The organism is Celeribacter baekdonensis, assembly GCF_900102315.1.
GTDB lineage: Bacteria > Pseudomonadota > Alphaproteobacteria > Rhodobacterales > Rhodobacteraceae > Celeribacter > Celeribacter baekdonensis.
The window spans coordinates 93,835-113,650 of record NZ_FNBL01000014.1 but is presented as its reverse complement, the minus strand read 5'-3'; the positions used below and the strand labels follow the sequence as shown (position 1 = coordinate 113,650).

The window sequence follows — 19,816 nt, the reverse complement described above, 5'->3', positions numbered from 1 at the left end:
TTTGTCGGATGGCCGGAATTCATGAGATTCAAGCACTTCCCTGAAAAGCGAGTCGGGGTTCATGAGATTCTGTACCGGTATTTATGAGACTGGATGGTGCGGTATTTGTGAGACTGGCGCTGTCTCGCGGCTTTTTCGGCAGACTGGCGTGCGCTCTCGTCGCGCTCAGCGCGCCAGAACCGGGCCGAGATGCGTCGCCTCAACGAGAGTGGCCATGATCGGAGCGCTTCCCGGACCCGTCCCTGCCCTTCCGCGTCGCTCATGAGCTTGATTGAGATCGCCCATTTGACCGGATCCTCGATGATCCGGTCGATGCCAACCGTCAGCGCGAAGGCCTGTAACAGCGAGCCCTGCGCCAGGGCGTGGAGACCGGGGCGCACCGGCTTGGTAAGGACTGGCGCCACCTGATCGTATTCGGGAACGACGACCGTCAGCGCCTGCCGGAGGATCGGCGTGGTGAGGAAATCATGGTAGTCCCGCCGGGTCTGGAGCGACATCCGCGGTTGCTCGTCGACATTCGGCGGCGAGGCCCGGCGATGCCGCGCCGTCAGAACCTGAAGCACTTCGGGCGCTTCCAGGTCTCCCTGCCCCGCGCTGCGCGCCCAGGCATCCAGATACGCGGCACCGGCCTCGGCATGCCCTTCAAGTTTCTTAAAGCAATCCGCACCGAACCGGTCGGACAGGGTCTCGCCGGTCGCGTCCCGAAACTCCACAGCATGCACCGGGCAACTGAATCGCCACGGCAGCGCGGCGGATTTGCGATGCAGCTCTTCGGGACAGAGCGGACACGTATGCCGGTTCTTCCGCGCGATCATCATGCGCGCCGCAGACCCCAACTCCCGGAAGGTCATGGCCTGCACGGTCTCAGGCGAAAGGCCGGTCCAAGCCGCGATCAGAGCCCCCTGCCCTTCCGAAAGACGCCATTCCAGGTCGAACACGTCGTGCCCCTTCAGGCCAAGCGCTGCAACGAATTCCGAAACCGTCATGGCGTAGAACGGGGCCATGCGCGCGGCCCAGGAAGACAGTCGTTCGTCGACCTCGGGGGCGTAAACAACCGGCAGGCGCCCGCACCCCGTCACACCGGCTCTCCCAGGACCGCCTGCAACCGGTCGCCACCCAGAATATCGCGCGAGAGGATGCGTTCCTCGCCGCTTTCGATGGCGGCGATCGCCAGCTGCGACAGGATCGAAAAGATGCCCGAGGTGATGCCGCCAGTCACCTTGATGATCCGCGCGAGCGCGTGTCCGTCGATCTGGCTTTGGCGCCGAAGCGGCAGCGTGCGCGTGAGCGTGCTCATCAGCCCGTTCAGATCCTCGCCCTCCCGCCAGGGCGGCAATGCGAAGGCCTCGAAGCGACGCACCAGCTGATCATCGGTGCGCAGCGCGTTGCGGGCCTGTGCGGTGCCGACGCAAACCAGCGGGATGCGCAGCTCGTTGCCCAGAAAGCGCAGCATGTTCAGGAATCGCGCCTGTTCGCGGATCGTGCCCGCCTGCAGGCTGTGGATCTCGTCAATCACCAGCATCCCCGGGCGCAATTCGGCGAGCAGTCGCAAGGCCAGACTCTCAAGTACAGATAGTGTCGCCCGCGGCGGCTCGGGGGCTCCAATCGCCGCCAGGATCCGGCGGTAGAAGCGCGACTCGTCGGGCCCCGAGACCATCTGCACCGCAACGACCGGCATATGCAGCCGTCCACTGGCTTCGTCGAAGCTCGACGCGTGATCGCGGGTGAACTTCTCGATGATCATCGTCTTGCCCATGCCGCTGTCACCGACAATGAGCAGGTTCGGCATGCGGGCGCGCTCGGGAAACGACATCAGCGTTTCCAGCTTCTCCAAGGCCGCCTCGGCCCTGGGATAGGAGACCCAGCGGTCGGCGCGAATCCGGTGAATGCGCTCGTCGGCGCTGAGCGCGGCGATCTTGCCGGCTCCCGGGTAGAGATGCGGGAACTCAGTCATCGTCGTACCATTCCTCGACCTTGAAGCCGGGATGGCTGAGGAACGGGCTCCCCTCCCCTTCCAGCGCGGGCAAGGCATCTCGCGCGGCGTCATCCGGTGTCACGTCGATCATGCGCCGGGGTGCCAGATGCGCCCGCCGCGCCTGATGACGCCGCGTGGCCTTGGTCTGCCGTACCGCGGTGTCGACGAGGTCGCGCTGCGCCTCGATCGTCCTGAAAATCAACTCCTCGTCCACAGAATGACGTCCAGCCTCGCGCAGGGCCCGCCGCGCCGCGCGGTGCTCCCAGAGCGTGATCGCAGGCCGTGTCAGATCAGCAGGTCGGGCTTCGATGATCCCACTCTCTGTCAGCACGAAGATGCGCGAGAGATCGCGCGGATCGTATTTGAGCGTGAACTTGCGGCTTTCCCGGCCCATCAGCCAACGCAACTCGTCCGCCCAGTAGCGGATGTGGAAGAGATGCAGGCCGTCGCGCTGCAAAACCCGCTGCTCAGACGGCAGAAAATCGACCAAGAACTGGCGCAGATCGGCGGGTATACGGAGTCTGACTTCGTCCACCCGTGTTGCCCAGGCCGCCGAGGGCGTGATTTCCAACGCGCTATGCACCCGCGCGTGGTAGGAGCCGGTGATTTCCAGCGCCAGCCAGGTTTCCAGCTCGCGCAAGGTCATCACCGCCTCGGCTTCGGCATCGAGATCGCCGCGCTCGAAGATGTTCGAGAAATGCGAGCCCGGCAGCAGGTGAATCGCGCCCATCATCGTGCCGATCAGCCGCTCGATATGCCCGCCATAGCGCGGCGTGCCGGGCGGACGGTACTGCAGGTCGATCTGGTATTCGGAACAGGCAAGCTGAAAAGCCCGGGCATGGAACTCCGCGCCATTGTCCACATAAATCGCGGTCGGGATGCCCCGCGCCAGCCACTCCGTGCTGATCCCGCACGCCGTCAGCCAGTGCATTTTCTCCATCACCGCATGGGTCAGGCAGAGGGCGACGGAGAGCAGCGAGGGCGGTTCCAGGGACAAGTGGAAGCCCAGAACCATGCGGGTATTCACGTCGATCGCGACCGTCAGCGTTGGCCGACCGAGCGGGCGTCGTGTCACCGGATCTACCACTGTCACGTCAGCCTTGGTGTGGTCGATCTGGACGATATCCAGCGGATCGTTGGCGACCAGCCCCCCAGGCGTGGCCAGATAGCGCCGGTCGGCCTTGTCCTTGCCCTCTCGCCGGGCCATCAGCTTAGCCTGGTCATGTTGCTCCAGCCAGCGCCCCAGACGACGGATCGAGGGCGGTGCCAGCCCTTGAGCCCGACAATCGGCGGCGACCTCCCGCCAGAACCGCGTTCTGGTAGGTTTGCGGCGGGTGGCATAAAGCCCCTTGAAGTGGCGGGACACGATTTCTTCCACCGCCGGGTCCAGCGGCTGCATGCCAGGTTTGGGGCCCCGGGTGTCCGGCAGAAGTGCACTGGTCCGCCCGTCCTCGCGGAACTGCTTCACCAGACGAAAAAGCGTGGATCGGCTGACATTTAGCTGACGTATGGCCCAGTCGACATTGCCCTGAGTCAGCTGGGCCGGCAGCTCCGCGAGCACCCGGGCGCGAAACTCCGCCTCTTCCCAATCCTTGTCAGCTGGAAAATTATCGGACATAACTTACTCAGTGCATGGATGCCGGATAGTCTCACCAATGGTGATTCAAATCGGCGTCCAGTCTCACATACCTTGAATCGGTTTCAGAAATGCGACACAGGCAAGCTATTGAAAACACATGGAACGCAGTCTCAAGAATTCCGGCAGACCGACATTCTTGGGGAAATTGATGGACTCAGAGTCGGAAAAATCGACGTCAGCGCCGTTTGCGACCGGATCGGATGCGTTAAACCCCGTCGATCAAGATATCCAGAGCGCGCTTCAAAGCGTCGCGATGTTCCGCCAGAGACCCGACTGGCTCACGCAGCTCCGATCCTGGAACCGCAGCCAGTTCCTGAACCCGAACGATCCAAGCCGTCCCGGCCACCTCAACAGACGGTGTCAGCCCTGGAAAAGCGGCATATCGGCCCGCGTCGCGCAAAGGCGCCACAATCCGCGACGCATCGATGCCAATCAGATCGGTCTGAAGATCCACGACAAGCTGCCCGCCCTTGAGGCGGTAAAGGTCGAACTGCGCCATGCGATCTCCGTCCTAAAAGCTTCTAAAGCCAGCGAGCGGCAAACCTTCTTTGGCAACCTCCTCGGCATAGGCGCTGATCGCCGACTGGTTTTCCGCACGCCACAAACGATTCCGCTCGGTCTTGGCAGCCTCGACGATCGCCGCCTCCGCAAGGCGCGACATATTGAGCCCAAGGGCACGGGCGGTCGCCGCGACATCCGCATCCAGCGTCAGATTGACTTTGATTCGCCCCATAAAACCCTCTCGGAGTAAGCGTATGAATAAGGAGTATAAGGCAAACTCATCGGCCGAACAAGACGAGACTGGGGATATTGATGTGCCCACCCATATGGCGGGTTCCGGCGCGCTCGACCGGCTGGTCGATACCGCCCGCGACTATGCCCGCGCCGCAGCCTCGGACAACACGCTGAAGGCCTATGCAAAGGATTGGGCGCATTTTGCCCGCTGGTGCCGGATGAAGGGTGCGGAGCCGCTGCCCGCCTCACCCGAAATGATCGGGCTTTATCTTGCGGATCTCGCCTCCGGGTCGGGCTCCTCCCCTGCTCTATCGGTATCGACAATCGACCGCCGCTTGTCCGGCCTTGTCTGGAACTACGCGCAACGCGGCTTCACCCTTGATCGCAAAAACCGCCACATCGCCACGGTGCTGGCGGGCATCAAACGCAGGCACGCGCGCCCGCCGGTGCAGAAGGAAGCGATCCTGGCCGAGGACATTGTCGCCATGATCGCCACCCTGCCCTACGACTTGCGAGGTCTACGAGATCGGGCCATCCTGCTTTTGGGCTATGCCGGTGGCCTGCGCCGGTCTGAGATCGTCAGCCTCGATATTCACAAGGACGACACGCCGGATTCTGGCGGCTGGATCGACATTCTCGACGATGGTGTGCTTCTGACACTCAATGCCAAGACCGGCTGGCGCGAGGTCGAGATTGGCCGTGGATCATCAGAGCAAACTTGTCCCGTTCACGCTCTGACACGGTGGCTGCACTTCGCAAAGATCGATTTCGGGCCGGTGTTTGTGCGCAGCTCGCGCGATGGGAAACGGGCCATTGAGGCACGCCTCAGCGATAAACATGTCGCGCGCCTGATCAAGCAAACGGTGCTCGACGCCGGCATCCGCTCTGATCTGCCGGAAAAGGACCGCCTCGCCCTGTTCTCAGGCCACAGCTTGCGCGCGGGGCTTGCCAGTTCGGCGGACGTGGATGAGCGCTATGTGCAAAAGCATCTCGGCCATGCCTCGGCTGAAATGACCCGCCGCTACCAACGCCGCCGCGACAGGTTCCGCGTCAACCTCACCAAAGCTGCGGGGTTGTAGGGGCGCTCCCCCTCAATTCACCAAACAGTCCAAGACAGGCAAAGGGCAATTTATTGACGCTGCTGACACATAGCTCAAGTAGCAGTCTTCGTGCAATTGATGGGACATCCTTTGGTTCCTCTGACGGTGCCGAAGTCGTAACATAGCGATGTCGCTTCTTATGTAGGATGGGAAAGTTGGCCATGGCCAACTCTTGGCCAAAGAGAGCCTTCCAAAATTGTTGAAAGATATGCGTCTGGGTTTGAGATGTGATCCGCTTTGGCCGCAATACGATCTTGTGCCATCAATGTCCCGATGTTGCCTAGCGTTGAAATCGCCTTTGCCAAAGTGTTTGGACCTATTCTAAGCAGTCTTCCAAAGTCAAAGATCACTTGATGAAGGTCGTGTTCTGTTTTGGGTACTTGGGGATAAAATGCAGCGATAGTGTCGAGTTTCAGCCAAATATTTGAAATCGAGCCATGCGTTGTTTTTTTTGTATATGATTTTGGAGGCTCATTGTGACGGACGTTTTGTCCGTCTGTGGCGGGCGTTTTACCTGTTTCGATGGTTTGCACCGAGGGCTGCGTTTCTGGTGATGCCTGCATATTTTCGGTGGGGACCGTGTCGGAAGCGGGCAGGGGGGTGTCCTTTTCCTTTGCTGTGCCCATCAAAATATCCGTGAGTTTGGCGACAATGGCGCGTGCTTGCGTGAGGGTGGTCCCGGCCCGCCGCATGATGTTGCGCGTTCCTTCCACAAAGGCACTTACCTCATCGTCGAGGCAAAGCAGGGCGCATTCTGAGCGGAGTTTATAGATATACGATTTGAGGCCGCGCAGTTCATCGGCCTCCTGACGCCGTTTTTCGGCAAGCGTAAGGAACTCTTCTGACCGGGCCAGAAGAGGGGAAAGGTCGATGCCGAAGGCACCGATGACTTTGCCACCACGGTGGATTGGGAACCGCTTTCCGTTCGCGCTGTCCCTGCGTTGAATGAGGCCAACCGATTCTAAACGCTCCAAATGGCGTCTGAGTTGCCGGTCGGTAATCCCTTTGGCGCGAAAGCACAGCGTGTCGTTTGCTGCAAAGACGGTGAGCAATGTCATCGGGGTGATAGGTGCATCAACGCCGGTTTTTGTATCCTTGCAGGGCAGGCAACTCAGAAGCGCATCCACCACAACAACGGAGGCCGCACGCAGACCGAGGTCTTTGGATACGGTGTTGACCGCGGTCATGAGTGCGCGCCGTGTGATCGGTTTGAAATAAGGTTGGCGTTCGATTGCGCCCATTCCCTCAAAGGGCGTGGCGTGTTGAATGGCACAGATTTGCTGTGCCTCGACCGAAAGGGTCGTGACTTGCACGTGTTTCATTAAATTTCAGACGACAAAAGGATACCGATCACCGAAAACGGTGTTGCAGAGATTCGTTTTTAGGGGTACCAATAGAGTGCTAGTAAATCGGGACCCTCTGGAGTGCGTCACTGCCTTCGGGGGGTTTCTTTTTGTGGTTTTGTCTGCCTCCTTGCTGCTCGTTTCTAGTTTTCTCAAAGTTGGCCACGGCCAACCTTAATGAAATCAAAGGCTTACCCTATTTTGACCTCTGCCAAATTCAAGGGTTCTTTTTCACCCACTCATCATAGAGCTGTTCCAAATTTGCCTCGACATAGCCGATAAAGCCCTGATCCTTGGTATTAGAGATTTCAATCACAAGCCGCTTGCCCTTTGCCCGGTACGCGACGGGTGCGTCCTTTAATCGGGTCAGAAGAGACGGGGAGGGCGCCTTTGCGGACGGATCGGGCATAATCTTCGCGGCGCGTTCTGCGGCTTGAAGGCTCTCAATGAGGCTGTTCAACTTTTCGGCGGGGGTCCCGACATCTGGGACCAATGACTGGGCCGCATCTTGAGAGAGAGCGGTTTCGATCTTAACAAGTCGGCGGAGTTCAAGCCAAGGGCGACGTCCGGCATCATGGGCCGCACCGATCTTGTAGATGATCGCAGTCGGAACATCGCGCGCCACACCAATCAGTTTGCTGAGGGTGCCCTTGTCGACGGCAAGAACGTCGCCAATTTCCGCTCTGGTAAAGCCCTGTTCTTCGAGTTTGACAGAGAAAAGGGCTTGTTCGATAAAGCTCCGTTCAAGGCGGGCAGAGTTTTCCAAGGCCTGCGAGATAAGCGCCTCGCGCTGGTCCATCTCTTTGATGTAGGCTTTGACCTTGATCCCAAGCGCACGGCAGGCCGCAATTCTGCGCCGGCCATAAACAACCTCGTAACGTGGTCCGACTCCACGCCGATAGCGGAGGAGGGCAGGGAGCTGTTGCCCAGATGTCCGGATCGACTCGATCAGATCTTCAAGACCCTCGGCAACATCAAACCGATCGGCAATTTCAGAATCTGCAATCTCATGGACGTCCACCTCCTGTGCGGATTGGGCGGAAACCTGGGAGAGAACGTCGGACATGCTTTTGAGCGACCGAGGCGCAGCTTCAGTCGCTTTTGGAGGCGTCTCTGTTGGCGCGGAGGCTTTGGACCCCATTTGCGCCAGACTTTTGGCAAGAAGATCACGTTTCATTGACACCCCCTCTTCCCCAAGCAGATTGGATCATCTTTTCAATATCGTCTGAAAAGCTGATCACAGATTCCAAGGCGCGATCATAGGTCTTGCGGTTCTTTGTCCCCGCAAGGTCAACCTCAAAGATCGTCTTTTGCGACAGACCTGCCTCACTGACGGCAGAGGACTTGACGAAAGGTGTTTTGATCACACTGTCGCCAAGCAACTCTCTGATCCATTCGGCCAAATCCTGTTGTGTACTGATGGCTGTGTCGAAGCGGGTCAGCAGATAGGCAAAATTGTCATAGGAGCCAATGCCGCCATTGGAATACAGAACCTCCAAGACACCCGAGGCCATGGTCAGAAACTGGCTGGCGGATGCGAGGTCGACACGCTCAGGAATGATGGTCATGAGCAGTGAGGTCGAGGCACAAACCGCCGCCATCGTGAGATAGCCAAGCTGGGGCGGGCAGTCGATCAGAACGATGTCATAATCATCTTCAACCTGCCGCAACGAATCCCTGATCCGGTTGAAGAAGACGGGTTGTTCGCCGCGACTCAAAGCGGTTGGTGTCTCGGTTTCAAATTCCGAGAGCATAATCCCACCCGGCACCAGATCCAGATTCGGAAAATAGGTTTTCCGAAGGACGTCCGTGATGGGCAGTCGAGATGTTTCGCCATCATTGTAGCGGATCGCATCGTAAAGAGTGCCGCCCTGACGAAAATCCAGTTCAGGCTGATAGCCAAAAAAGGTTGTGAGCGAGGCCTGAGGGTCGGCATCGACCAGGCAGACCCGATAGCCACGCAGCGCCAGCCGCATACCGAGCGTCACGGTTGTCGTCGTTTTGCTTGAGCCGCCTTTAAAGTTGACCGTAGACCAGATTTGAAGCTTGTCGCCCGGACGACGTCCAGGAAGGAACTGGTAAGGGTCTTTGGCGTTCTGAGCCAAAATATTACGGATCTCGAGAATATTTTCGCCCGTATAGAGACGTTTATTGCCAGGACCCTGTTCGACCTCGGGAATACGCCCGTCAAAATGAGCCTTGCGAAGATAGCTATCGCTGACGCGCAAAAGTTCTCCGACCTCTGCGGTGGTAAAGCTCCGGAGCGTTTTTTCCTCCTTGGGAGCCAGAAATAACTTCGACATATGTTCAAGCGCCTCAGATAGCTTTTCAGCATCGGCCTTGAGCTTGTCATGCAATACTGGATGCATCATCGTCCGCCTGTCTCGATTGGCCCATTCTGCGTTACTTGGCTATGACTGCCGAGTTTTCACTTCGAGAAACGCGATGGACGTATTAATTATTCTTTTCGCGTTACAGATATGCCGTTTGAATTGGTGAAACTCAAGAAAAACATTTGCACCTATCTTGCGTCGCGTGGACGAAACACTACCAAATAGAGCAGAAATGTTAATGTAGCACTTTTGAGTGTGAATTTAACATATTGATTTTAAGCGATTTTATCGTTTTGGACTTATCCACAGGGGGCATGCTCTCATAGGACAGGCGTTTTTGATGAGAAATGATCCTTCAAAGCGAGTAACGCAAGCTGTGACCCTTTGGTCGGTTCAGTGACCTCGTGCAAAAAAGATGCGATTCCTTTTTGGGATCGGGTTTAGGAGACCAATGAGTATATCACCTGCCCGATCCCGTTACTTAAAGCGCAGGTGACGGATTGACCTCTAACGCTGATCAGTCGGGCATAAGACGCGCGCTTTGCGGATGCTCAAAATAATGCGGGTGGGGTGTGAATCCACATCTAGGCAAGAGGGCCCAACATGATAGTTTTGCCCGATCACATCCAAAGATTGGTCGGCAGATGATGCCTCATTGCGTTTTAATTATAGAAGACAGGCCAGACATCGCGGCGCGGTTGAAAAACGCTGTGGCGGTGCATGCCAATTTGGTCGTGGGTGATGTCTGTTGGACTTTGGATCATGGGCTGCAACGGCTTTTTGATCTCAAACCGCGGGTTGTTCTCGTTGATCTTGGCCTGCCGGACGGGTCGGGGATCGAAGCGATCAAAGCGGTTGCCGCTGCCGATTGGGAGGTCGATGCGCTGGTCATCTCGATCTTTGGCGACGAGGCCCGTGTGGTGGAGGCCATTCAAGCCGGGGCGCGGGGCTACATCTTGAAGGGCGGGGATCTCGGGCAAGTTGGCGATGACATCCAAACCTTGATTGATGGCGGCAGTCCGATCAGCCCGGCGATTGCGCGCCATGTTTTGAACCTTTTGAGCGATCATGCTGGCATTGCGACGAGCCATATGGAGATGCTCACGGGGCGTGAAACGGAAATTCTCCGCGCCATCGCACGCGGCTACAAACGCCGCGAAATTGGTGATCAGCTTGGTATTTCCGGCGGCACGGTGGGCAATCACATCACGCAAATTTACCGCAAGCTCAAGGTCAGTTCCAACACTGAGGCCGTCGCGCAGGCGGCCAAGAATGGCATGATCTGATGGGAGCGGGCGCGCGGGTTTATGGCGGTGTCGTGGTCTGGATTCTTGCCATGCTCACGGTGCTCTCCGCTGTGGACATCGGAGACATTCGGCCGATTGAACACACGATGTTCTTTGATCGTGTCGCTCATTGCGCGCAACCTGACTGTGGCGACCCGGTGCCATTGGACCTGCCATTTTCGACGCCCGCGCGCTACACGCCGGGGATTGAGCATCAGTTTTTGCAGTTTACGGTCCCCTTGAATGAGGTGCCCACACAGATGCAGGCGTTTTTCATTCCCAAGTATAATCATCACTTACGAATTTCGGTGAATGGGGCCTTGGTCCACGCGCAGCCACAGCAAAGGCATCCTTGGATGGCGCCTTTGCTGGTCGAAGTGTCGCCGAGCCTTTTGAAGCTGGGCGAGAATAGGGTGATGTTCGATCTGTCAGGTCCGGTGCCGGGGCAACTTGATTTGCAGCCCTTTCATTTTGGCGATCTGGAGACGCTGAGCACGCCCTATGACACCCGGTTTATGCTCACGCAGGGGCTGACGCAGTTGGCCTTGGGTTTGATGATCTTGCTGACCTTGGGCTATTTTGTCGTCTGGCTTGCGCGGACCAAGGAGCGGATGTTTCTTTGGATTGCTCTGTCCTGTGTGTCGGCCTGTGGTTTTTTGGCTTTACTTGGGACGCATGTCACCGTTGGCGATTATCAAATCTCTCAAAGCCTGCATGCCCTCTTTGTCGCGAGCTACGTCTTGTTCATGTTGAGATTTGTGCGCAGCTTCCTTGGCATCGCGCCTTTGCGCAGCGAGCGGGTGCTGCCGTGGTTGATCTGTGTCGGTGTTTTGGTCGCGTTTCTGTTGCCCATGCAATACGTTTATCCGGCCACCATGGCGGTCAATTTATGCGCCGCAATCGCTGGTCTCGTTACGGTTGCGGTCATGTGGCAGCATCGTCGTTTCGTGCCAAGGATCGACTTTCTGATCTTTTTCCCGGCGCTGTCCCTTGCGCTTGCGCTTGCCTTTGACGGGTTGTTTTTGGTGCTGACCCACACGCAGGCCCGCAGCATGAATTTGCTGCATCTGATGCCGCTTTTGACCGCGCTGGTCTGTCTCTGGCTGATCCTGTCGCAATTGATCCGAAGCCTGTCGGCGCATGCAGAGTTGGCCGCGACATTGCACAGTACGATTGCCGAAAAATCGGCGCAGCTTGAAACAAGTTTCAACGAATTGGCCACGGTGAGAAAGACCCAAACAATCAGTCAGGAACGCAGCCGCATTTTGTTGGAGCTGCATGACGGGGTAGGGGGCCAATTGGTCAACACGCTGGCCTATATGGAAAGCCAATCCATCGACGACCCGACCCTGCGCACCGCCTTGGAGGACGCCCTGCGCGATCTGGCCTTGATGATGGACAGCATCGAAAGCCAGGACAGTCTGGCCACGCTGCTGGGCATGATGCGCACACGGCTTGAGGGGTTGTTGGCACAGCACGGTGTCACCTTTGAGTGGCAAATCCAGGACGAGCCACTCTGGCCGACCGAAAACCCGTCTGACAATGTGCACATCGCGCGGATCGTGCAAGAGGCGATCACCAATGTGATCAAACATGCGCAGGCCAGCACGATTACGGTCTATGCCGACCACCGCCGGGTCGCGGTTTCGGATGATGGTCGTGGGTTTGACGTCGGTGCCGCCCAAAATGCCGACAGGCCCCGTTATGGTCTGACGGGGATGCGGCGGCGTGCATCAAAAATTGACGCAAATTTTTCCATTCAAACGGGAGAGCCCGGTACGACGGTCTCCATTTGGCGCGTTTAAAAATAAGAGCTTAGGCTAAAACCGCAGGGTGAAACATCACCTGTGCTTTCTGCGCCACATGTGTGAATCCACATATAGATCGACAGGCAGGATGGCGTATGTCGACAAGAGGGCTTTACTTTTGGGGGTGGCGATCATGACAGTCAAAACAAATGGCATTTGCCACCGTCTCGGCGCAGGCTGGCGCGTGACGCTGATCCGCTGCGCTGTGATTGCGCTTTTAGGTCTAGTCATGGGGTCTCAAGCCGCCTTTGCCTTTGTCGGCGGCGGCGACACCAGGTATCGCTCAACATCCACGATCGGTGCTTGCAATGTCATGGCAAGCACAACCGAAGACGGGGGGATAACGGCCGGTGTGGTCCTTAGTGGCCTTGGGTCCTACGGCTATGCGGGGGGCAACTACGTCACGGCAGGCAACCCCGCATACGGCATCACTCCGGGGATCGATTCGGGCCCCTCAATCACCACGACCTTGATTGCAAACTGCCTTGGAACGACAGAGGCCAATATCGCGGATTTCGTGCAAGACGGCGCACAGCTCCCCTATGCTGATGAAAACTTTATGGGCTTTTCGTTTCGGCTTGTGTCGGATGCGGGCGGGATGAGCGCCGGGTTTTACACCTATTACATCAGCGAAGGCACCAACACCGCCCCAGGCCTGTCCTTCACCGGTGATGTCTCAGCCAGTGTCACAACCAGCGACCAGATCACCATCACCGCCACCGACCCGGACAGTGGGCAGCTTGCCATCACAAAATATGGCTTCAGCGCCGATGCCTCCTGTAACGCCAGCGATGCACCCTCAATTGCCTTCTCGTCCGGCGTGTCGTTTTCGATCACATCAGAAGCCAACAATGGCGACTATATCTGTGCCTCTGTCTTTGATGGGATCACGACCACATATCAATCCAGCGCAAATGCGCTAAACATTGATGTCACGTCGCCGGTCATCACTGCGCCCTCAAACCAAACGGTCGACTCCGATGCGGGCCTGTCCACCGCTGCGCTGGATGTGACGGGTTTGGGGTCTGTGACGGATAATTCGGGCGAGGTGCCAGCGATCACCTACAAGATTGGGGCAACTGTACTGACGGGCAGCTATGCCTTCCCCATCGGAAACACCACGGTGACGATGGACGCCACCGACAGCGTCGGCAATACGGCCACGCAGGCGAGTTTTACGGTGACGGTGAGTGATTCAGCGGTACCCATCGCGAATTTCACCGCGTCGGGTGTTTTTGGCTGTAGCCCCGTGACCACGCGTTTCACCGACACCTCAACCGCCGGAACCACGGGCGAGATCATTGGGTGGCTGTGGGATTTTGGCGATGGCACCACCTCGACAGAGCAAAGCCCAACCCATAGTTTCTCAAATATCACGGCCACCGTTCGTTTGACCGTCACAACCGCCCTTGGCGCAACCGACACGCGTACACTTGCAAACACCGTACAAGCGATTGGACCTAAGGCGGACTTTTCGGCGGATGTCACCTCTGGCGATGCACCTTTGGCTGTGACCTTTACAAACGAAACCGTCGCGACGTCCCCCCTCACCGGCATGGCGTGGGCGTTTGGTGATGGTGCGACCTCTACAAGTTTCGCCTCCGTGACGCATACCTTCACCGCACCCGGCTCCTACACGGTCTCTCTGACTGCGAACGATCTCGATGGCTGCAGCGGAACGGAAACGAAATCGGCCTTTATCACGGTGCTCGACACCGAAGCGCCGGTTCTGAGCGCGCCGGTGGATCAAGTGGCAAACAGCGATGCGGGCCTGAACACCGCGGCCTTGGATGTCACCACCTTGGGGTCTGTGACCGACAATTCCGGCGAAGTTCCTGCGATCACTTATAAGGTGGGTTCGACCGTTTTGAGCGGGTCTTATGACTTCCCCACCGGCGTCACCACGGTGACAATGGATGCGGCAGACACGTCAGGCAATGCCGCGACGCAGGTGAGTTTCACCGTGACGATCAGCGACGTCGAAGCCCCGGTGATCACAGCACCTTCGGACATCGCGCAGGCGGCGGATGCTGGGCGTTCGACCGCTTCGGTGAGTTTTGCGGCCAGCGTTTCGGACAACAGTGACACAGGCCTCGTGCCGGTGTTCAAAATCGGCAGCACGGTGATCAGTAGCCCCCATGATTTCCCATCGGGTGTGACCACGATCACCATCGACGCGACCGACAGCGCGGGCAATGCGGCGGCGCAGGTCAGTTTTACCGTAACAGTGAGTGACGCGGAGGCGCCTGTGATCACCGCCCCCGAGACCCAGAATCTGGACACGGCTGCGGGGTTGAACACCGCCGCCTTGGATGTCACCACCTTGGGGTCTGTGACGGATAATTCGGGCGAAGTCCTGGCGATCACCTATGCGATTGGTGCGACGGTTTTGACCGGCTTTTATGATTTCCCCATCGGTGAGACCATAGTGACGATGGATGCCACGGACAGTGTCGGCAATGTTGCGGCGCAGGTCAGTTTTCGCGTGGTCGTGATCGATGTGACCGCGCCGGAGATGCCGATCATCGAGACCACAGTGGTCAATTTTGGGGCGTCGATCTCCATCTCGGGGTCTGGCGAAGTGGGAGCCACGGCCACCATCACCTTCCCGGATGGCGCGTCCCAAACCGTGCTTTTGAGCAGCGGGGCCTTTGATGTGACCTCAAACCTTGGGCAGCCCAGTGGCACGGTTCGGGTCACTCTCTCTGATGCAGCGGGCAATGTGTCCCCTGCGGCCACGGTTGAGGTTGAGACCGATTTGATCGCGCCGAGCCTTGTGATCAGTGGCGCGGCCGAGACGGCGAGGTTCGGGGATACAACTCTTCTGACCTTCACCTTCTCTGAGGATGTGACCGGTTTTGCGGCCTCGGACATCAGCCTCGCAAACGCCACAGTGGCCGGGGTCACGGGCGGCCCGGCGGTCTACACGGCCCTGGTGACGCTGACCGGAACGGGGGATGCGTCTGTGTCAGTGCTGGAGGGGGCCGCACAAGACACGGCGGGCAATCTCAGCACCGCCTCCAACAGTTTGAGCATTTCTGACACAACGGTGGCCGACACCCAAGAACAGATCGCCGCGTTTCTTCAGTCACGGGCCACGCAATTGCTGGCCAACCAACCGGATTTGATCCCCTTCCTGACGGGGCAGAACCGCGGCAGGTTCAATGCGCAGGTGAGCCGGGGGTCGGGCAATTTTGACATTGCAAGCCAAGCGGGACAGCCGGTTTGGATGGCTTTGACGGGGTCATGGTCGGATGAGGCGGGGGCCGAGACGCGCTATGTCTTTGGCGCATTGGGTGGCCATGCGACCCTGTCGCCTGACCTGATGGTCGGGGCGATGGTGCAATTTGATTATGCGGATCAAACAGATGGGTTTGCGAGCGTCACGGGGCAGGGGTGGTTGGTCGGGCCCTATGTCATCGCGCGCAGTCCCAATCATCCGCTCTATTTTGAGGGGCGGGCGCTCTATGGGCGAACCTCAAATGACATTTCACCCTATGGCACTTACACCGATCAGTTTGACACAAAGCGGTGGCTGCTTCAGGCGAAATTGGCCGGAGAAATGGCTTACGGGCCAACCACCCTGCGCCCGAATGTTGACCTGTCTTATACGTCAGACACGCAACTGACCTATCAAGATGGGCTGGGCAATATCATCCCCGAGCAAAGGGTCGGCCTCGCTCAGGCGGCGCTTGGGCTGGACTTTGAGCATGACGTGCCGCTGGCAAACGCGGATTTGCGGATCAATGGCGGGGTCGCGGCCATCTGGGCCCATGGCGAGGGCACCGGCGCTGCAAGCACCCTTGAGCTAAGCTCTGAGGGATGGCGCGGCCGCGTGGATTTGGGTCTGATCTATGCCTTTGACGGCGGATCAAACCTTGCACTGACCGGGTTTTATGATGGGATCGGGGCATCGGATTATGAGAGCTTTGGCGTGGGCTTGGCCTATTCCATCGCATTCTAAACGCGTGACCGTTCTGCCGTCACGACCTGTTTGCAATACGCCGATAGACCGCCAGCCGTTGCGTTGGCGGTCCTTTTTGCCAGCGCAGGAATGAGGCTTTGAGCGCCGACAGGTCACTCAGTTCGGACAGTGTTTTTTCATGGACGGCCAGGATGTGACGGTTCCGTCAAGAGGGGCTCTCTGGTTTGGCCGCCAAAGACAGCCAATTCCGAAACGAGACCAAAGGTGCGTGGTCGTCCTTGTCCTTGGGCCAAACCAGCCAATAGGCCCCCCGCACCGGCACCGCCTGTTTGAAGATCGGCAACAACCGCCCCTCAGAGATTTCGATTTGCGCCAGATAGTCGGGCAAAAGCGCAACGCCAAGTCCGGAAATCGCCGCCTGAATCACCATCGAAAATTGGTCCATCAACATGCCGCCCGCGCCGGAGGGTTCAGCGCCCTGCCCGTGGAACCAGTCGCTCCAAAATGTGTCACGAGATTCAAGGTGCAGCATCGGCACATCGGCCAGATCATCAAGCGTCTCAAGCCGATGCGACGCCGCAAATCCGGGCGAGACACAGGCCGTCACGGTTTCATCGAAGAGCTTCAAATGATTGACACCCGCCCAATCCGATGTCCCGTAATAGATCGCGGCATCGAACACCTCGCCCGCGAAATCAAATCGGCCGATGCGCGTTGACATATTGATCGCAATGCCGGGATAGGTGTTGAGAAACCCGCTCAGACGTGGCCCAAGCCACCGGGTCGCAAAGGTCGGCAAAACCGCAAGGGACAGGGTGCCGCCGTCGGGGTTGGTCACCACCGTCATGCTGGCCCGTTGCACCATATCCAGCGCGCGCGCTATGTCGCGTTGATAACTGATCGCGGCGGCATTGGGGATCAAACGGCGATGTTCGCGCGTGAACAACTCCTTGCCCAATTGCGCCTCAAGATTGAGGATCAATCGGCTCACCGTGCTTTGCGTCAGGCTCAACTCAGTGGCGGCGGCTGTGACCGAGCCATGCCGCACCACAGCATCCAAGGCGAAGAGTAGTTTGATCGAGGGAAGGAAGCGTCTTTGTCTCATTTGCATTCCATTATTGCATGAATGCATGCCTTAATCTCGTTTTATTTCGCCATTTCCGCCTGATACAATCATAAAAATTGCATGAAAATTGCCAAACCACACAGGTCACTCGAAATTGACCGCCCCCCCCAAAGGAGACTCCATGTCGACATCTTCACACAAAGGCATCCCCTACAACTGGGCGGACCCGTTCCTCTTTGAGGAGCAACTGAGCGACGAAGAACGCATGATCAGTGAATCGGCCCGCGCCTTTGCCACTGACCGTTTGTTGCCCCGCGTCGCAGCGGCCTATCTCGAAGAGAAAACCGACCCGGAGATTTTCCGCGAAATGGGCCAAAACGGGCTTTTAGGCGTGACCCTTCCCGAAGAATACGGCGGCGTTGGCGCGTCTTATGTCTCTTACGGTTTGGTGGCCCGCGAAGTGGAGCGTGTCGACAGTGGCTATCGCTCGATGATGTCGGTGCAATCCTCGCTCGTGATGTTCCCGATCTACGCTTATGGCTCCGAAGAACAACGCAAAAAATACCTGCCGAAACTGGCAAGCGGTGAATTCATCGGCTGTTTCGGTCTGACCGAACCCGACGCAGGGTCCGATCCCGCAGGCATGAAAACCCGCGCCATCAAGACCGACGGCGGCTATCGCCTGATCGGGTCGAAAATGTGGATTTCCAACAGCCCGATCGCCGATGTCTTTGTGGTTTGGGCCAAATCGGAGGCGCATGGCGGCAAGGTGCGTGGCTTTATCCTTGAGAAAGGTATGAAGGGCCTGTCGGCGCCGAAAATTGGCGGCAAACTGTCCCTGCGCGCCTCAATCACCGGCGAGATTGTTATGGACAATGTGGAGGTGGGCGAAGAGGCGATTTTGCCGAACATTCAGGGGATGGGTGGTCCGTTCGGGTGTCTCAACCGCGCGCGCTATGGCATTTCCTGGGGTGTGATGGGGGCGGCCGAAGACTGTTTTCATCGGGCGCGCCAATATGGGCTGGACCGCCATCAGTTCAATCGCCCGCTGGCCGCAACGCAGCTCTACCAAAAGAAACTCGCGGATATGGAGACCGAGATTACGCTCGGACTGCAAGCGGCGCTGCGCGTGGGCCGGCTGTTCGATGAGGGTCGTTTCGCGCCCGAGATGATCTCGCTGATCAAGCGCAACAACTGTGGCAAGGCGTTGGATATTGCGCGCAACGCCCGTGACATGCACGGCGGCAATGGCATCCAGATCGAATATCATGTGATGCGCCATGCCCAGAATCTGGAAACGGTGAACACCTATGAGGGCACACATGACGTACACGCCCTGATCCTCGGGCGCGCTATCACTGGCCTGCAAGCGTTCGGCTGATCCATGATCAGCGACGCACCTCTCAAGGGTCTCAAGGTTGTAGAGCTTGCCCGTATTCTGGCCGGTCCCTGGATCGGCCAGACACTGGCGGATCTGGGGGCCGAGGTCATTAAAATCGAGTCTCCGGACGGCGACGATACGCGCCGCTGGGGACCGCCTTTTATCGAACGTCCGCTCCCTGATGGTGGCACGGAAAAGGTCGCGGCCTACTTTCATGCCGCCAATCGCGGTAAGCGATCCGTCACCTGCGATTTTTCCAACCCCGAGGATTTGGCCCGGCTCAAGGTGCTGATTGCCGATGCCGATGTGGTGATTGAGAACTTCAAGGTCGGCGGGCTGGTGAAATTTGGGCTTGATTTTGACAGCCTGTCCAAGCGCAATCCGCGCCTGGTCTATGCCTCTGTGACGGGCTTTGGCCAAGACGGCCCGCGCGCCAAACAGCCCGGCTATGATTTCCTCATCCAAGGCATGTGCGGCATCATGGATTTGACCGGCGAACCCGGTGGCGAGCCACAAAAAGTCGGCGTCGCATGGATCGACGTGTTCACCGGCCTTTATGGTGTGATCGGTATTCAGGCCGCCTTGGCGGAGCGGGCGCGCTCGGGTTTGGGCCAGCATGTGGACCTGTCGCTGTTGGATTGCGGCGTGGGTGTGCTTGCCAATCAGGCCACCAATTTCCTCCTTGGCGGCGTTGCCCCCACACGGTTGGGCAATGCCCATCCCAATATCGTGCCTTATCAGATGTTCCCCTCCGCCGACGGCCATCTGATCATCGCCTGTGGCAACGACAGGCAATTCGCGGCGTTGACCCGTGTGCTTGGGCTTGAGGGGCTGGAAACCAACCCGGACTACGCCACCAATCCCGCGCGGGTCGCGCATCGCGAGAGGCTTTGCGCGACGCTGGTCCATGCCACGACCGCATGGTCAAGGGATGATCTGATCGCCGCACTTGAACAGGCGGGTGTGCCGGTCGGTCCGATCAACTCGGTGGCCCAAGCCCTGTCCGAGCCACAGATCGACGCCCGCGCCATGCGCATCGCGCCAGAGGGGATCGAAGGCCTACGCACACCGATCCGGTTCTCACGCAGCCCGATGTCATTGGACAAGGCGGCCCCACTGCTGGGGACGGACAAAGCGGCCTTTTCTGATGCGGCGGGCGACACCGAATAAGCCCAAATAAGCCCAAGGCCATTTTGCAATTTGTGTGGGTCAGACAGGGACGTGA

15 protein-coding genes are annotated in these 19,816 nt (G+C 58.3%); 6 read left to right on the top strand and 9 right to left on the bottom strand.

Annotation, left to right across the window (positions count from 1 at the left end; genetic code table 11):
* Positions 1-59: 59 nt before the first annotated feature.
* The 5 genes from BLT54_RS18335 to BLT54_RS18315 form a co-directional block, all read right to left on the bottom strand.
* Positions 60-1,004, bottom strand: coding sequence for a TniQ family protein (locus BLT54_RS18335; RefSeq protein WP_245708054.1), 945 nt, complete (start codon positions 1,002-1,004; stop codon positions 60-62).
* Positions 1,005-1,075: 71 nt separating this feature from the next.
* Positions 1,076-1,954 carry a TniB family NTP-binding protein gene (locus BLT54_RS18330; RefSeq protein ID WP_074646627.1) on the bottom strand — a complete coding sequence of 293 codons (879 nt, stop codon included), beginning with the start codon at positions 1,952-1,954 and terminating at the stop codon, positions 1,076-1,078.
* The gene (locus BLT54_RS18325) at positions 1,947-3,593 is read right to left on the bottom strand and encodes a Mu transposase C-terminal domain-containing protein (protein ID WP_074646626.1); all 1,647 of its coding nucleotides are present in this window, start codon (positions 3,591-3,593) and stop codon (positions 1,947-1,949) included. Before BLT54_RS18325 ends, BLT54_RS18330 begins: the two co-directional genes overlap by 8 nt.
* Before the next feature lie 226 nt (positions 3,594-3,819).
* Positions 3,820-4,113, bottom strand: a complete 294-nt coding sequence (locus BLT54_RS18320; RefSeq protein ID WP_074646625.1) for a CcdB family protein — start codon at positions 4,111-4,113, stop codon at positions 3,820-3,822.
* A gap of 12 nt (positions 4,114-4,125) precedes the next feature.
* Positions 4,126-4,275: a type II toxin-antitoxin system CcdA family antitoxin gene (locus tag BLT54_RS18315; protein ID WP_245708056.1), complete on the bottom strand. Its 150-nt coding sequence runs from the start codon at positions 4,273-4,275 to the stop codon at positions 4,126-4,128.
* 94 nt (positions 4,276-4,369) lie between these two features.
* Between BLT54_RS18315 and BLT54_RS18310 the strand changes: the two genes are divergently transcribed.
* Complete coding sequence (locus BLT54_RS18310; protein ID WP_074646623.1) at positions 4,370-5,428, top strand: tyrosine-type recombinase/integrase; 1,059 nt, start codon at positions 4,370-4,372, stop codon at positions 5,426-5,428.
* 158 nt (positions 5,429-5,586) lie between these two features.
* Here the strand turns inward: BLT54_RS18310 and BLT54_RS18305 are convergent, their stop codons facing one another.
* The 3 genes from BLT54_RS18305 to repA all read right to left on the bottom strand — a co-directional run bounded on the left by BLT54_RS18305 (position 5,587) and on the right by repA (position 9,149).
* Positions 5,587-6,690 carry a helix-turn-helix domain-containing protein gene (locus BLT54_RS18305; protein ID WP_281241907.1) on the bottom strand — a complete coding sequence of 368 codons (1,104 nt, stop codon included), beginning with the start codon at positions 6,688-6,690 and terminating at the stop codon, positions 5,587-5,589.
* A gap of 319 nt (positions 6,691-7,009) precedes the next feature.
* On the bottom strand, positions 7,010-7,969 hold the full coding sequence (gene repB, locus BLT54_RS18300; protein ID WP_074646621.1) for a plasmid partitioning protein RepB: 960 nt from the start codon (positions 7,967-7,969) through the stop codon (positions 7,010-7,012).
* Complete coding sequence (gene repA, locus BLT54_RS18295) at positions 7,959-9,149, bottom strand: plasmid partitioning protein RepA (RefSeq protein ID WP_245708052.1); 1,191 nt, start codon at positions 9,147-9,149, stop codon at positions 7,959-7,961. The genes repB and repA overlap by 11 nt, the downstream gene beginning before the upstream one ends.
* Before the next feature lie 620 nt (positions 9,150-9,769).
* Between repA and BLT54_RS18290 the strand changes: the two genes are divergently transcribed.
* The 3 genes from BLT54_RS18290 (at position 9,770) to BLT54_RS23045 (ending at position 16,183) form a co-directional block, all read left to right on the top strand.
* Positions 9,770-10,411 carry a LuxR C-terminal-related transcriptional regulator gene (locus BLT54_RS18290; protein WP_074646620.1) on the top strand — a complete coding sequence of 214 codons (642 nt, stop codon included), beginning with the start codon at positions 9,770-9,772 and terminating at the stop codon, positions 10,409-10,411.
* On the top strand, positions 10,411-12,216 hold the full coding sequence (locus tag BLT54_RS18285) for a sensor histidine kinase (protein ID WP_074646619.1): 1,806 nt from the start codon (positions 10,411-10,413) through the stop codon (positions 12,214-12,216). The genes BLT54_RS18290 and BLT54_RS18285 overlap by 1 nt, the downstream gene beginning before the upstream one ends.
* 136 nt (positions 12,217-12,352) lie before the next feature.
* Positions 12,353-16,183, top strand: coding sequence for an HYR domain-containing protein (locus BLT54_RS23045; protein WP_176832916.1), 3,831 nt, complete (start codon positions 12,353-12,355; stop codon positions 16,181-16,183).
* A gap of 166 nt (positions 16,184-16,349) precedes the next feature.
* On the opposite strand, the gene BLT54_RS18275 is transcribed toward BLT54_RS23045, so the two are convergent.
* Complete coding sequence (locus BLT54_RS18275; RefSeq protein WP_074646617.1) at positions 16,350-17,249, bottom strand: LysR family transcriptional regulator; 900 nt, start codon at positions 17,247-17,249, stop codon at positions 16,350-16,352.
* 142 nt (positions 17,250-17,391) lie between these two features.
* On the opposite strand from BLT54_RS18275, the gene BLT54_RS18270 reads away from it, so the two are divergent.
* Together BLT54_RS18270 and BLT54_RS18265 are read left to right on the top strand one after the other, a co-directional pair.
* Complete coding sequence (locus BLT54_RS18270; protein ID WP_074646616.1) at positions 17,392-18,591, top strand: acyl-CoA dehydrogenase; 1,200 nt, start codon at positions 17,392-17,394, stop codon at positions 18,589-18,591.
* A gap of 3 nt (positions 18,592-18,594) precedes the next feature.
* Positions 18,595-19,761, top strand: coding sequence for a CaiB/BaiF CoA transferase family protein (locus BLT54_RS18265; protein WP_074646615.1), 1,167 nt, complete (start codon positions 18,595-18,597; stop codon positions 19,759-19,761).
* The last annotated feature ends 55 nt before the right edge of the window (positions 19,762-19,816 follow it).